The 14429-nt window shown below is 71.6% G+C and carries 12 protein-coding genes; 7 read left to right on the top strand and 5 right to left on the bottom strand.

Annotation, left to right across the window (positions count from 1 at the left end):
* Positions 1–5 precede the first annotated feature (5 nt).
* From ACFWWR_RS01140 to ACFWWR_RS01125, 4 genes are all read left to right on the top strand, one after another.
* Complete coding sequence (locus ACFWWR_RS01140) at positions 6–875, top strand: hypothetical protein (protein ID WP_384301282.1); 870 nt, start codon at positions 6–8, stop codon at positions 873–875.
* A gap of 94 nt (positions 876–969) precedes the next feature.
* Entirely contained in the window at positions 970–1101 is a 132-nt protein-coding gene (locus tag ACFWWR_RS01135; protein ID WP_252100478.1) for an LPFR motif small protein, read from the top strand.
* 147 nt (positions 1102–1248) lie between these two features.
* Positions 1249–3642, top strand: a complete 2394-nt coding sequence (locus ACFWWR_RS01130) for a Tex family protein (RefSeq protein WP_383870499.1) — start codon at positions 1249–1251, stop codon at positions 3640–3642.
* An 81-nt stretch (positions 3643–3723) separates the two neighbouring features.
* On the top strand, positions 3724–4281 hold the full coding sequence (locus ACFWWR_RS01125; RefSeq protein ID WP_383870502.1) for a putative glycolipid-binding domain-containing protein: 558 nt from the start codon (positions 3724–3726) through the stop codon (positions 4279–4281).
* Here ACFWWR_RS01125 and ACFWWR_RS01120 read toward each other — a convergent pair.
* Together ACFWWR_RS01120 and ACFWWR_RS01115 are read right to left on the bottom strand one after the other, a co-directional pair.
* Complete coding sequence (locus tag ACFWWR_RS01120) at positions 4278–5918, bottom strand: ABC-F family ATP-binding cassette domain-containing protein (RefSeq protein WP_384301280.1); 1641 nt, start codon at positions 5916–5918, stop codon at positions 4278–4280. The two genes, ACFWWR_RS01125 and ACFWWR_RS01120, sit on opposite strands and share 4 nt — an antisense overlap.
* A gap of 51 nt (positions 5919–5969) precedes the next feature.
* Positions 5970–6989, bottom strand: coding sequence for an oxidoreductase (locus ACFWWR_RS01115; RefSeq protein WP_383870506.1), 1020 nt, complete (start codon positions 6987–6989; stop codon positions 5970–5972).
* 66 nt (positions 6990–7055) lie between these two features.
* Between ACFWWR_RS01115 and ACFWWR_RS01110 the strand changes: the two genes are divergently transcribed.
* Positions 7056–8009 carry an FAD-dependent oxidoreductase gene (locus ACFWWR_RS01110; RefSeq protein ID WP_384301278.1) on the top strand — a complete coding sequence of 318 codons (954 nt, stop codon included), beginning with the start codon at positions 7056–7058 and terminating at the stop codon, positions 8007–8009.
* A 7-nt stretch (positions 8010–8016) separates the two neighbouring features.
* Here the strand turns inward: ACFWWR_RS01110 and ACFWWR_RS01105 are convergent, their stop codons facing one another.
* Both ACFWWR_RS01105 and ACFWWR_RS01100 read right to left on the bottom strand, forming a co-directional pair.
* Positions 8017–9261 (bottom strand): M14 family metallocarboxypeptidase, encoded by a 1245-nt coding sequence (locus tag ACFWWR_RS01105; RefSeq protein ID WP_384301275.1) that lies wholly within the window; start codon positions 9259–9261, stop codon positions 8017–8019.
* Positions 9258–11210, bottom strand: a complete 1953-nt coding sequence (locus ACFWWR_RS01100; RefSeq protein ID WP_384301272.1) for a Xaa-Pro dipeptidyl-peptidase — start codon at positions 11208–11210, stop codon at positions 9258–9260. The genes ACFWWR_RS01105 and ACFWWR_RS01100 overlap by 4 nt, the downstream gene beginning before the upstream one ends.
* A 207-nt stretch (positions 11211–11417) precedes the next feature.
* On the opposite strand from ACFWWR_RS01100, the gene ACFWWR_RS01095 reads away from it, so the two are divergent.
* Entirely contained in the window at positions 11418–12947 is a 1530-nt protein-coding gene (locus ACFWWR_RS01095) for a M1 family metallopeptidase (RefSeq protein ID WP_384301270.1), read from the top strand.
* A 36-nt stretch (positions 12948–12983) separates the two neighbouring features.
* Positions 12984–13928 carry an arginase family protein gene (locus ACFWWR_RS01090; RefSeq protein WP_384301268.1) on the top strand — a complete coding sequence of 315 codons (945 nt, stop codon included), beginning with the start codon at positions 12984–12986 and terminating at the stop codon, positions 13926–13928.
* 18 nt (positions 13929–13946) lie between these two features.
* Here the strand turns inward: ACFWWR_RS01090 and ACFWWR_RS01085 are convergent, their stop codons facing one another.
* Entirely contained in the window at positions 13947–14426 is a 480-nt protein-coding gene (locus tag ACFWWR_RS01085; protein WP_383870522.1) for a macro domain-containing protein, read from the bottom strand.
* Between the last annotated feature and the right edge of the window lie 3 nt (positions 14427–14429).

Here is a 14429-nt window from a genome sequence, read left to right as displayed (position 1 = left end):
GGGGCATGACTACCGTTGCTCTGGACCCGCGCGCGGGCCGCCGCTGCCACAACGCGCTCAACTCCCTGCACGCCACGCACTACTTCTCCCCCGACCTCGGCCGGGAGCTGGGCGCGCTCGGCGTCACGCACCCCCGGGCCGTCAACTTCGCGGTGCGGTCGGCCGCGCTGGGACCGGTCGGGGCCGGCACGGTGACGGCGGCGTTCTACAACTACAAGCACGACCTGGTGGCCCGGCACGTGCCCGCGGTGTGGGAGACGGCGACCCCCGAGCAGGTGCTGGCGGCACGCGCGCGTGCCGTCGACGCGACGCTGCGCCGCCTGCTGGGCGAGCAAACGGTGGCGTCCCCGGAGATGGCGGAGGCCGCGAGCCTGGCCCTGCGCGCCGCCGAGGCCTGCTCGCGCAGCGCCCGGCCCCTGTACTCCGCGCACGCCGACCTGCCGGTCCCCGAGGAACCGCACCTGGCGTACTGGCACGCGGCGACGCTGCTGCGCGAGCACCGCGGCGACGGACATCTCGCCGCTCTGATGTCCGCGTGGCTGGACGGCCTGGAGGCCATGGTGACCCATACGGCCACCGGCAAGGGCATGACGCCGAAGTGGGTGCGCGACACCCGCGGCTGGACCCCTGAGGACTGGGACGCCGCGGCCGGGCGGCTGCGGGAGCGCGGACTGCTCGACGAGGCCGGCGAGCTGACCGAACAGGGACTCGCCCTGCGCGAGGGGGTCGAGCGGGACACGGACCGGCTGGACCGGGCCCCGTACGAACACCTTGGCGCCGACGGCGTCGCACGCCTGACCGAGCTCGGAAGCGGGTTCGCGCGCGCCGCGCTCGCCGCCGGCGCCTTCCCGGCGGATCTGCTCGGCAAGCGCTGATCGATCCGCTTCGCGGCGAGGAAGCATGCCGGGCCGCGGACGAGGTACCCGCTCCTTCCCGGTCGTGGTGGCCGGGAGAGGAAAGGGGAAACTCGTGTTCCGTGCGATCGCAGACGTACTGCGCCAGATCGGTGGGGCCATCGCCACCGTCGTGACGCTGCCCTTCCGGGCGCTGGCCCGGCTCTTCGGCGGCGCGTCGAGTTCCACCCGCAGCCGCCGGGCCTGAGCGGGGGGACGTTCGCCGAGCCCGCGGCGGCGTGCCGCGGCCGGCGGCCCCTCCGCGGCCCGCCCGGGTTGCCGCCCTGATCCCCGACTGTCGGCGCCACCTGCCACAATTGCCGCGCAACCCCAGTGGAGAAGGCGGTACGGGATCGTGACGACACCCCTCGTAGGGTCCATCGAAGGCAGGATCGCCGAGGAACTCGGCGTCCGGGAGCGGCAGGTCAGGGCTGCCGTGGAATTGCTCGACGGCGGTTCGACGGTGCCCTTCATCGCCCGCTACCGCAAGGAAGCGACCGAGATGCTCGACGACGCGCAGCTGCGCACGCTCGAGGAGCGGCTGCGCTACCTGCGGGAGCTGGAGGAGCGGCGGACCGCGATCCTCGACTCGGTGCGCGAGCAGGGCAAGCTCACCGAGGAGCTCGAGGCGCGGATCCGGGCCGCGGAGACCAAGGCGCGCCTGGAGGACATCTACCTGCCGTTCAAGCCGAAGCGCCGCACCAAGGCGCAGATCGCGCGGGAGGCCGGGCTGGAGCCGCTGGCCGAGGGGCTGCTCGGCGACCCGACCGTGGAGCCCCTCGCCGCGGCGGCGGCCTTCGTGGACGCCGACAAGGGCGTGGCCGATCCGCAGGCCGCCCTCGACGGAGCCCGGGCGATCCTCACCGAGCGGTTCTCCGAGGACGCCGACCTGATCGGCGAGCTGCGGGAACGGATGTGGGTGCGCGGACGGCTGGCCGCCAAGGTGCGGGAGGGCAAGGAGGAGGCGGGCGCCAAGTTCGCCGACTACTTCGACTTCTCCGAGCCGTTCACGGAGCTGCCCTCGCACCGGATCCTGGCGATGCTGCGCGGAGAGAAGGAGGAGGTCCTGGACCTGGTCCTGGAGCCGGAGGAGCCTTCCGAGCAGCCCGGGCCGTCCTCGTACGAGGGAATCGTGGCGCACCGGTTCAAGATCGCCGACCGGGGCCGTCCGGGTGACAAGTGGCTGCAGGACACGGTCCGCTGGGCCTGGCGCACCCGCCTCCTCGTGCACCTCGGCATCGACATGCGGCTGCGGCTGCGCACGGCCGCCGAGGACGAGGCCGTGAACGTCTTCGCGGCGAACCTCCGCGACCTGCTGCTCGCCGCACCGGCCGGCACGCGCGCGACGCTGGGGCTGGACCCCGGTTTCCGTACGGGCGTGAAGGTGGCCGTGGTCGACGCGACCGGCAAGGTGGTGGCGACGGACGTCATCCACCCCCATGTCCCGGCGAACAAGTGGGACGAGGCGATCGCCAAGCTGGCCCGCCTGGCGAAGGAGCACGCGGTCGAGCTGATCGCGATCGGCAACGGCACGGCGTCCCGCGAGACCGACAAACTCGCCGGTGAACTGATCACCAGGCACCCGGAGTTGAACCTCACCAAGGTCATGGTGTCCGAGGCGGGCGCGTCCGTGTACTCGGCCTCCGCCTTCGCCTCGCAGGAACTGCCCGACATGGACGTGTCGCTGCGCGGCGCCGTGTCGATCGCCCGGCGGCTCCAGGACCCCCTCGCGGAGCTGGTGAAGATCGACCCGAAGTCGATCGGTGTCGGCCAGTACCAGCACGACCTGTCCGAGGTGAAGCTGTCGCGTTCGCTGGACGCGGTGGTGGAGGACTGTGTCAACGGCGTCGGTGTCGACGTCAACACGGCGTCCGCTCCGCTGCTCGCCCGGGTCTCCGGCATCACCTCCGGGCTCGCCGAGAACATCGTGGCGCACCGCGACAGCAACGGCCCCTTCAAGTCGCGCACCCAGCTGAAGGGCGTGGCCCGGCTCGGCCCGAAGGCGTACGAACAGTGCGCGGGATTCCTCCGTATCCGCGGGGGCGACGACCCGCTGGACGCCTCCAGCGTGCACCCCGAGGCGTATCCGGTGGTGCGGCGCATGGTGAAGACGGCCGGGCAGCAGGTCACCTCGCTCGTCGGCAACACCGGTGTGCTGCGGTCGCTGAAGCCGCAGGACTTCGTGGACGAGACGTTCGGTCTGCCGACCGTGACGGACATCCTGAAGGAGCTGGAGAAGCCCGGGCGTGACCCGCGGCCCGCGTTCAAGACGGCCACCTTCAAGGAGGGCGTCGAGAAGATCTCCGACCTGGCCTCCGGGATGATCCTGGAGGGCGTGGTCACGAATGTGGCGGCCTTCGGGGCCTTCGTCGACGTGGGTGTCCACCAGGACGGGCTCGTGCACGTCTCCGCGCTGTCGAAGACGTTCGTCAAGGACCCGCGGGACGTGGTGAAGCCGGGCGACATCGTCAAGGTGAAGGTGCTGGACATCGACATCCCGCGCAAGCGGATCTCGCTGACGCTGCGGCTGGACGACGAGGCGGCACCGCAGGAGCGGCAGCAGGGCCAAGGCAGCGGCGAGCGCCGGCAGCGGGGCGGGCGTCCGCCCCAACAGCGACAGAACCGGAGTGGCGGCGGGGGCGGCGGTGCCGCTGGCGGTTCGCGCCAGGCCTCCCCGCCCGCCAACAGCGCGATGGCCGACGCCCTGCGCAAGGCCGGACTCGTCGACCCGAAGAAGGGCAGGCGCTGAGCGCCAGGGGCTGAGCCGTCCGGCCCGGACTCTCCGGTACGACACGGGGGTCCGGGCCGGTTCGTCCGTAGGCTGAAAGCCATGCGGACATCACGTGTGATCACCTGGGCCGTGTCCGGAAGCCGTGGCTACGAGACGGCCTGGATCGATCTGTACGACCGTGTGCTGAAAGCACGTGGCAGGGCGGTCGGCACCGTGCCCGAGATGTACTGGGTCTCGTACCGGCTGGACACGACCGACGGCTTCGTCACCCGCCGCCTGCTGGTGGAGGCCGCCACCGCGCACGGCACCCGCGTCCTGGACCTGCGCCACGACGGCGAGGGCCACTGGACCATGAACGGCGAGCCGATCCCCCAGGTCGACGGGGCCCTCGACTGCGACCTCGGTTTGTGTCCCCTCACCAACACCATGCCGGTGCTGCGTCACGGCCTGCAGCGGGAGCCCGGGGAGCGGGAGTTCCTGATGGCGTGGGTCTCGGTCCCCGACCTGGAGGTGGAGCCGTCCCGACAGACCTACACCCACCTCCGCCAGGGACTGGTGCGCTTCGCCTCAGGCGACTTCCGCAGCGACCTGGAGTTCGACGAGGACGGCTGTGTGGTCGACTATCCGGGCCTGGCACGCCGTCTCACCTCGCCTTAGTGCTCCGTCACCTTTCCGTCCGCCACCTCCAGGCGGCGGGTCACATGGACAGCGTCCAGCATGCGGCGGTCGTGGGTCACCAGGAGCAGCGTGCCCTCGTACGCGTCCAGGGCCGACTCGAGTTGTTCGATGGCCCGCAGGTCCAGGTGGTTGGTCGGCTCGTCCAGGACCAGGAGGTTCACGCCCCGGCCTTGCAACAGGGCCAGCGCGGCCCTGGTGCGCTCGCCCGGGGAGAGGGTCGACGCCGGGCGCGTGACATGGTTCGCCTTGAGACCGAACTTGGCCAGCAGCGTGCGGACTTCGGCGGGTTCGGTGTCCGGGACGGCCGCGCTGAAGGCGTCCATGAGGGATTCCGGGCCGTGGAAGAGCTTGCGGGCCTGGTCGACCTCGCCGACCAGGACGCCCGAGCCGAGGGATGCCGAACCCGCGTCGAGCGGGACCCGCCCGAGCAGGGCGCCGAGCAGCGTCGACTTGCCCGCGCCGTTGGCTCCCGTCACCGCCACCCGGTCCGCCCAGTCGATCTGGAGGGACACCGGGCCGAGTGCGAAGTCGCCGCGTCGTACCTCGGCGTCGCGGAGGGTCGCGACGACCGCGCCCGAGCGGGGGGCCGACGCGATCTCCATGCGCAGCTCCCACTCCTTGCGGGGCTCGTCGACGACGTCGAGGCGTTCGATCATGCGCTGGGTCTGGCGGGCCTTGGCGGCCTGCTTCTCGCTGGCCTCGCTGCGGAACTTGCGGCCGATCTTGTCGTTGTCGTTGCCCGCCTTGCGGCGGGCGTTCTTCACGCCCTTGTCCATCCAGGACCGCTGGACCTGGGCCCGGTCCTGAAGGGCCGCCTTCTTGTCGGCGTACTCCTCGAAGTCGTCGCGGGCGTGCCGGCGGGCCACCTCGCGCTCCTCCAGGTAGGCCTCGTAGCCGCCGCCGTAGAGGGTGATCTGCTGCTGGGCCAGGTCGAGTTCGAGGACCTTGGTGACCGTGCGGGTGAGGAACTCGCGGTCGTGGCTGACGACGACCGTGCCGGCGCGCAGACCGCTCACGAAGCGTTCGAGGCGCTCCAGGCCGTCCAGGTCGAGGTCGTTCGTCGGCTCGTCGAGGAGGAAGACGTCGTAGCGGGACAGGAGGAGGGAGGCGAGGCCGGCTCGTGCCGCCTGGCCGCCCGAAAGCGACGTCATGGGTAGGTCCAGGTCGACGGCCAGGCCGAGCGAGTCGGCGACCTCTTCCGCCCGCTCGTCCAGGTCGGCGCCGCCGAGGTCCAGCCAGCGCTCCAGGCTCGTCGCGTAGGCGTCGTCGGCGCCCGGCGCGCCGTCGACCAGGCCCTGGGTCGCCTCGTCCATCGTCCGCTGGGCCTCGGCGACGCCGGTGCGGCGGGCGAGGAAGTCCCGTACGGTCTCGCCGGGGCGTCGCTCCGGCTCCTGCGGCAAGTGGCCGACGGCCGCCGACGGCGGGGACAGCCGCAGCTCGCCCTCCTCCGGGGCGGTGAGGCCGGCGAGCATCCTGAGCAGCGTGGACTTGCCCGCGCCGTTGGCTCCGACCAGCCCGATGACGTCGCCGGGCGCGACGACGAGGTCGAGCCCGGCGAACAGGGAGCGGTCGCCGTGGCCGGCGGCGAGGTTCTTCACGACGAGGGTGGCAGTCATCAGACCGCCGATGATAGTGGCCCGCCCCGGCGGTCCGCTTCCCGGTTGTTCTCAGTGCACCATCGCCTCCACCAGCACACTCCCCGACGTCCGCGCCACCACGAAGGACTCCCCCCGGACCGCTCTGGCGTCCAGGGCGATGCGGTGCCGGCCGGGTTCGAGGATGCCGTCGAAGAGCTCGTGGGTGTGGGTGCGGTACAGGCGGTCGAGGCGGTACGCGGTGAGGCGGACCCGGCACGGAGAGGTGACCTCGACGCCCGCCTCGCCGTCGGCGGCGACCAGGCGGGTCAGCCGCCGCCGTTCCACGGGACTGGGGTCGAGGGCGTGCTCGATCTGGGCGACGAGGAGAGGGACGATCGGGGCGAGGCCGTCGACATAGGTCACGTCGACACCGGCCCGCTCGAAGGACTGACGTACGGCGCCACGTTCCTCCTCGGTGATCGCACGGCCGAAGGCGACGGCACCGTAGGCACGCAGTTCGTCGGCGGGGACGTCGTGCGCGTCACGGGTGATGTCGGCGCCGATGCCGATGGTGCGCAGGGCTGCGGCGAGCTTGGCGAGGAGGGCGACGCGGGCGCCGATGAGCAGGACGCGGCGGCGGGTGTCGGCGGAGGTGTCCAGGAGGGAGTTCAGCGCCGTACGGTATTCGGCGCCTTCGAAGCGGAACGGGCCGATGCCGTGGTAGCCGTTGAGCTCCAGGTCGGCGTGTTCGTCTGTCTGCCAGGCGAAGTCCCGCCAGATGAAGTCGTCGCCGTCACGGTCGATCACGGCGGTGACGGCCCCGCAGGCCAGGTCCTCGCACTCGGGGCAGCCGTAGACGACGTAGCGGCCGCCGGGCAGCGGGGCCTCCGCCTCCAGGAGCAGGCTGCGGACCTGGGCGGTGAAGATCGCGGGTGGGACGTCGGAGGCGAGTGGGGAGACGGCGTCGAGGTCGGAGAGCTGGAAGAGCAGCGGGCGTCCGTCGACGATGAAGTCCACGAAGTCCCGGTGGATTTGGAAGTCACCGTTGGCGAGGACTCCACCGGCACGCATCGCCGGTGCCAGGCCGAAGGTCGCGTACTCGGCACACATGCTGTGAGTATCCCCAGACTGGGCCCGATGTGAGCACGGCATGACATATTCCGCTAACGTCCCCGCGTGAAGAGCGAACTGAAGGACGACGTCGTCGTGGTCGGCGGCGGTGTCATCGGGCTGACGACGGCCCTCGCGCTGGCCGAGCGCGGCCGCCGGGTGCGGGTGTGGACACGGGACCCGGTCGAGCGGACCACCTCGGCGGTTGCCGGGGCACTGTGGTGGCCCTACGCGATCGAGCCGGCGGAGTCCGCGCACACCTGGGCGCTGCGCTCACTGGACGTCTACGAGGAGCTGGCGGGCTCTCCCGAGGCGACCGGCGTACGGATGGTCGAAGGGGTACAGGGGGAGGCGGACCTGGACCGGGCCGTGGCGTGGGCGGGCGCACGGCTGCCGGGGCTGCGGGTGGCGACGGACGAGGAGTACAGCGGGACGGGGATGTGGGCGCGACTGCCGCTCATCGACATGTCGACTCATCTGCCCTGGCTGCGGGAGCGGTTCCTCTCGGCGGGCGGGATGATCGAGACACGTACGGTGTCGGACCTGGCCGGGATCGGGGCACCGGTCGCGGTCAACTGCACGGGGCTCGGCGCCCGGGAACTGGTGCCGGACACCTTGGTGCGTCCCGTGCGCGGACAGTTGGTCATCGTGGAGAACCCCGGCATCCGCACCTGGCTGGTCTCCACGGACGCCGCCGGGGAGACGGCGTACTTCTTCCCGCAGCCGGGCCGGCTCGTGCTGGGAGGCACCGCCGACGAGGATGACTGGTCTCTTGAGCCCGATCCCGCGGTGGCGGAGGCGATCGTACGGCGGTGTGCGGCGCTGCGGCCCGAGATCGCCGGGGCGCGGGTACTGGAGCACCGGGTGGGGCTCAGGCCGGCACGTGGCGCGGTCCGACTGGAGCGTGAACTCCTTCCCGACGGGCGGGTGTTGGTGCACAACTACGGTCACGGCGGGGCAGGGGTGACCGTGGCCTGGGGTTGCGCGGAGGAGGCGGCCGGACTGGCCGCCCCCTCCTGACGCGGGCTCAGCAGGCGGCCACCGGTTCACCGGCCGTGAGGTGGTACGGGGCGCGTTCGTCGAGGAGCAGCGGGACGAGGGCGCGCAGGGACTGGCGGAGCGGGACGTAGGTACCCTTCGTCCTCACCCCGTGCAGGGCGAGTTCGTCCCGCACCTGCGCGTACTGGTCGGCGGTGAGCCGGTAGCCGCAGGGCGGGTCCTGGATCACCTCGGCCGGTTCGGGCGGGTCGTTGTCCGCGCCGCCGACGTAGACGGGGCCGGTGTCGGCGTAGCCGGCCCGCCGGGCCGTGTTCGTCGTGGCCTCGACCTCGGTCCGGCGCCGGTCGGCGAACCCGAACAGGCCCTTCAGGGCGGCGAGTTGGGAGTCGACCCGGCGCCGGTTGTTGACCGCGTCCTCGACACCGGTCAGCGGCTCCACCCGGCTCTCGATCAGCAGGCCGAGCGAGTGCTTGATTCCGGACATGTTCCGCAGGATGCGTTCCTGGCCGTCCCCGGCGACCTGCCGGACCGGTTCGCCGGTGACGGGGTCGGTCCAGATGCCGTACGTGCCGGTGGTGTACCCGGCGTGCCGCGCGGCGGGACGTACGTAGTCCCGGGACAGGGTCTCCGCCTCGTCGTGGACCGCCGCGGAGGTGTTGAGGTTGCGCGGCCACAAATCGAAGAGGTCCTTGTCGTAGTACGGGGGCGTGGCGCCGTACTCGTGCAAGTCGTAGATCACGTCGGGGCGTCGGTCCCGGATGACCTTGGCCATGGCGCGGCCCTCGGCGGTCTGCAGGGCGAGGTGGTCGCGGTTGACGTCGACGCCGTCGCTGTTGCCGCGGGTGTCGGCGGCGCGGCCGTCGGGGTTGGCGGTGGGGACGACGAGGACGGTGGTGCGGTCCAGGAAGCGTCGGGTCGGTCCGTCCTGCGCGTACGCCAGGTCCCGCACGGTGGTGAGGCAGGCCTCGCGGCCGGACGGTTCGTCGCCGTGCTGACTGCACACGAGCAGCACCTTGTTCGGGGCGTTTCGCGCGCCGACCCGCACGAGGTGGAGCGGCCGGCCCTGTTTCGTCGTACCGATGGAGGCGATGGAGACGCGGCCGCTTCCCCTGTCGACGGCCGCCAGGAAGTCCCGCTCCTGCGACTCCCCCGTCCAGCGGGCGCCGTTCGACTCCTCGAAGCCGGTGCGGGGAGGGGTTTCGATGGCCTCGGCCGGTGTCGCCACGAGGGACGCGGCCAGGGCCGCCGTCACGAGGGTCAGGGTACGGATCACCGGCCTCCCTCCGGGACGCGCCGGACGGAGCGCGGTGCCTGGATCCCGTCGAGGGTCGTGGCCTCGGGGGCGGCGGACACGGAGCCCGCGGTGGCCCGCGCGAACGAGGCCGCGCCGCCGACCAGCGGCACGCGAGCGGACGTACGGGACAGGTCGACCGTCAGGGTCGGGGTGCTGGACGGCGGGTCGATGAGGTCCTTGTCCGTGCCCGCGACGATCAGTGCGAGGCGGTGGCCGGCCGGGACGACGTGGTCGGTGGCCCCGAGGTCGAGGGTGATGGTGTACGCCCTGCCCGGGGTGAGCGGGACGCCGGTGCCGGAGGCGTAGTTGCCGAGGTCGGCCCAGCCACGGCTGACGACGGTGTGGTCGACGTCGGTGGTCTTGGCCTGCGTCTCCAAGAAGCAGGCGCTGTCACCGGTGGTGCTCACGCCCCAGCAGGTGCGGTCGGTGAGCGTGCTGATGCCCTCGCCGCTCGCCGCGTAGTCGCGGACGGTGTCGGGGCCGAGGTCGACCAGGACGGCGGACAGGTGGGCCGTCGAGGTGGTGGGGGTCGCCGTGACGGTGACCTTGGAGGAGCCGGACACGCGCAGATCGCGGGTGAGCGGGGCGGTCACGAAGCCCGCCTTGTCGGATGTGGCCGTGTCGATCCGCGCCGCCCAGTCGGTCTCGCTCAGCTGCGGGTCGTCGGTGAAGGTCTCGGTGCCGCTGCCCTTGCGCAGGCCGAGTGTGCCGACGCCGTCCTGGCTGCCCTCGGCGGGACGCAGGGTCGTGGTGGCGGTGTCGCGCGGCGGCCATGCCTTGGAGGTGACCCACTGGTCGGGGTGGCGTTCGATGTCGGCCATGGGCTCACGGTCGATGCCGTTGTCGTAGCCGAGGAGTTCGTGGTCGAACCAGCGGTGCAGGGTGTCCACCCAGGCGGCGCGGCGGAAGTCGAACGGGTCGACGTGGCCCGTCTGGGAGAGCCAGATCTTGCGCTCGACACCGTTCTTCGCGAGCGCGTCCCACCACGGACCGACGTGCTGCATACGGACGTTGAGGTCCTGCATGCCGTGGACCAGGAAGACGCTCGCCTTCACCTTCGAGGCGGCCTTGACGTAGTCACGCTCGCTCCAGAGCCGGGTCCGGTCGCCGGTGCGCGGGGCTCCGTCGACGAGTTTCTGCTGGACGGCGGCGCACTTGGCGCGGGCGTCGGGGCTGTCGACGTAGTCGGACAGCCAGTCGGGGCCGGAGTCGTAGAGCGGGGCGCCCTTGGAGAAGTAGTAGTCGTACCAGGTGGAGATGGCGCTGATCGGGACGATGGTCTTCAGTCCCTTGACTCCGGTGGTGGCCACGCCGTTGGCGATGGTGCCGTCCCAGCTCTTGCCGATCATGCCGGTCCTGCCGTTGGTCCAGGTGGCCTTGGCGGTGGTGGTGCCGGTGCGGCTGGTGTAGGCCCTGGCCCGGCCGTTCAGCCAGTCGACGACGGCCTTCGCGGACTGGATGTCGGAGCGTCCGCCCACGTCGACGCAGCCGTCGGAGCGGTTGGTTCCGGCGAGGTCGACGCCGACGACGGCGTAGCCCCGGGGCACGAAGTAGTTGTCGTAGAACAGCGGCATCCGGACGACGTTGCCGGCGGCGTCGTACGTCTTCTTCTGGCTCTCGTTGCCGCGCCCGCAGCAGGAGTAGTACGGGCTGGCGTCCATGATCACGGGTATCTTGCGGCCCTGCTGGGCGGGTTCGCGCGGCCGGACGATGTCGACGGCGACGCGGTCCGTCTTCCCGTCACTGTCGCCGTCGAGTCCGGTGTCCACCCAGACGGCCTCACGGACGGCGTTCTCGTACGAGTGGACCGGCCTGCTCTCCTGTGGGGCGGCGTGGGCGGCCATCGGGGTGACGAGGCCTGCCACCAGGGGTGCGACGGCGGCCGTGGCGAGCGATCTCCAGGTCATGAAGCGCATGCGTATCGGCATGCGCGGACGGTACATCGGTCAACTCCCGCGCAGAAGAGGGCAATCGGACGCCTACGAGGCTCAGGAGGCTCATATGGCTTTGCGGAACGGTGGGTTCATGACGGCCGAATGGCATTCGCGTGACAGCGGTGGCCGTGGACAGACTGGGGCGCACAGCGAATCAATAGGCTCCGAACAGACCTCGTGCCCCTACGACTTGGAGCTTCCGTGCACCGCAGAATCATCGCGCCGGGCGCACTCGCGGCGGCCACCGTGTTGCTGGCGATCCCGGCATCGGCCGCGAGCCTCTCCCCTGGTGCGCCGGGCATCGGCGACCCCTACTACCCGGACTACGGCAACGGCGGATACGACGTCTCGCACTACGACCTGCGGCTGAAGTACCAGCCGGCGACGGACGAGTTGGAGGGCACGGCCACCCTGCTGGTCCGCACCACAAAGGATCTCTCACGGTTCAATCTGGACTTTCTGCTGGACGTGAGCGAGGTCCGGGTGGGCGGCGCGAAGGCGTCGTTCACGACCTCAGGCGAGCACGAGCTGGAGATCACCCCGAAGACCCCGCTCGCGAAGGGCACCGAGGTGACCGTCGTGGTGCGCTACGGCGGAGTGCCGTCGTCGAAGCAGGCGTACGGTTTCACCAGCTGGCACCGCACCCCGGACGGCGGAGTCGGAGCCAACGAGCCCGAGGCGGCCTGGTGGTGGTTCCCCAGCAACGACCACCCTCTCGACAAGGCCACCTACGACGTGTCCGTGCTGGTGCCGGACGGCACCCAGGCCATCTCCAACGGCACGCTGCAGTCGACGAGTTCACGCCTCGGCTGGACCCGCTACAACTGGCGTTCCGACAAGCCGCAGGCCACGTATCTCGCCACGCTGGCGGTCGGCAGGTTCGACATCACGACCGGCACCACCGAGAGCGGCATCCCGGTCGTCAACGCCTACAGCAAGGACCTCGGCGACAACTACGGCGCGGCGCGGTCCAGCATCGAGCGGACCGGGGAGATCGCGGACTGGCTGACCGGCTACTTCGGGCCGTATCCGTTCAACGCGCTCGGCGGGTACGTGCCGAACACCACCACCGGGTACGCCCTGGAGACACAGACCCGCCCCTTCTACAGCCCGCGCCAGTTCGCGGGCGGCTCGAACACCTCCGTGGTCGTGCACGAGCTGGCCCACCAGTGGTACGGCGACCTCGTGTCCGTCGCCGGCTGGAAGGACATCTGGGTCAACGAGGGCTTCGCGCGGTACGCCCAGTGGCTGTGGTCCGAGCACGAGGGCGAGGGGACGGCGCAGGAACTCGCCGACTACGTGTACGCCTCGCATCCGGCCGACGACCCGTTCTGGACGGTGAAGCCAGGGGATCCGGGGCCGGAGAACCAGTTCCACCTCGCCGTCTACGACCGCGGTGCGCTGGCCCTGCAGGCGTTGCGCAACGAGATCGGCGACGAGGCGTTCTTCGCCGTCCTGAAGGGCTGGCCGCAGAAGTACGCGCACGGCAACGCGTCGGTCGCCGACTTCCGGAAGTACGCCGAGCAGGTGGCCGGGAAGCCGCTGGGCGCGCTGTTCGACACGTGGCTGTTCCAGCCGGTGAAGCCGGCGGCGCCCGCGGCGCGGGACGCCTCCCTGGGCCGGGCCGCGGCGGCTCCCGTCCAGCCGAGGTCGTGGAAGAAGATCGCGGCGACGAACGGCGTGCATGAGCAGGAGCCTGAGCAGGAGCACGGGCACGAGCGCGGTCGCTGAGGAGCCCTGTTCTGCCCGGCGGTCTACGGTTGGTTCATGCGCCGGATGCGTGCGCCGGCCGGCGCCGCCGGGCTGACGGAGGTGCCGGACGTGCGGGACGTGCGGGACGTGCGGGACGTGGCGATCATCGAGGCTCCGTCCGTGCTGGGGCTGCGGCCGACCGGGGTCGAGGAACTGCCTCAGGCGCTGCTCGGGGCCGGGCTGGCCGAAGGGCTGGGGGCGATGCGGGCGGGCCGGGTCGTGCCGCCCGCGTACGACCCGCGACGTGACCCCGGCACCGGGGTCCTCAACCCGGACGGCATCGCGGCGTACTCCGTCGCGCTGGCCGACGCGGTGGGCGGTGTCCTCGATCGCGACCGGTTCCCGGTGATCCTGGGCGGTGACTGCAGTGTCCTGCTCGGCAGCCTGCTCGCGCTGCGCCGCCGGGGTCGCCACGGTCTGCTCTTCCTCGACGGCCACACCGACTTCTACCAGCCCGCGGCGGAACCGGCCGGTGAAGTGGCGTCCATGGAGCTCGCCCTGGCCACCGGACGCGGACCGGCCGTCCTTGCCGACCTGGAGGGCCGGGGGCCGTTGGTGCGGGACGAGGACGTGGTCGCCCTGGGCTTCCGGGACACCCAGGAGTCCACGACGGCCGGTATGCAGCCGCTGCCGGCCGGGCTGCTCGCGATGGACCTCGACAGGGTGCGCGTGCTGGGTGCGGGCGAGGCGGCGCGCCGAGCCGTCGCCCTGCTCACCGGGGGCGGCGGCTACTGGGTACACCTGGACGCCGACGTCCTCGACGACGAGGTCATGCCCGCCGTCGACTACCGGCAGCCCGGTGGGCTGACCTGGCGGGAGCTGGAGACCGTACTGCGCACGGCGCTCTCCGCTCCGGGCGCTGTCGGCTTCGACGTCGCGATCTTCAATCCCCGGCTCGACCCGGACGGAGCCGTCGCGGCGCGCCTCACCGAGTGCCTGGTCCGGGCGTTTCGCGCCTGACGGGCGGCCGGGCCCGGGTCAGTCCCCGTGGTCGTACACCGTCACGGCGATCCCCCGGCGCACCAGCCGCTCGGTGATCAGCGGCTCGACGCGCGACCACTTGCCCCCGGCCAGGCCGCACCCTATGCGGGGCATGTGTACCGAGGCGTTGAGCTCCACCGCCTTGTCGGCCAGCCGCCCGAGCGCCGCGTCGATCGCCTCGTAGCGCACGGGGACGCCCTTGCTGCCCGTGCGAATACCGCGCTGGCCGACCATGTTGGCCACCCACACGTACCGCTCGACCTGGACGAACTGGCACGCGCCCAGCCCGAAGTCGTTCGCCGCGCGGTCGCGGTGCCAGGCGCGGAACGCCGCTTCGGGCTCCGGCCAGCGCCGCGACAGGGCCAGCACGAAGCCCTTCCCCCAGCCCCCGATGTCGTTGCAGACGTGAGCGATCAGCTTCACGCCCTTGACCGACGGAACGGTGGCGTCACCCTGGACATAGCTGATCTCCGACATGAC

Source organism: Streptomyces sp. NPDC058678, assembly GCF_042714835.1.
Lineage (GTDB): Bacteria > Actinomycetota > Actinomycetes > Streptomycetales > Streptomycetaceae > Streptomyces.
The sequence above is the reverse complement of the archived record's forward strand: the minus strand, read 5'-3'. Positions and strand labels throughout refer to the sequence as shown.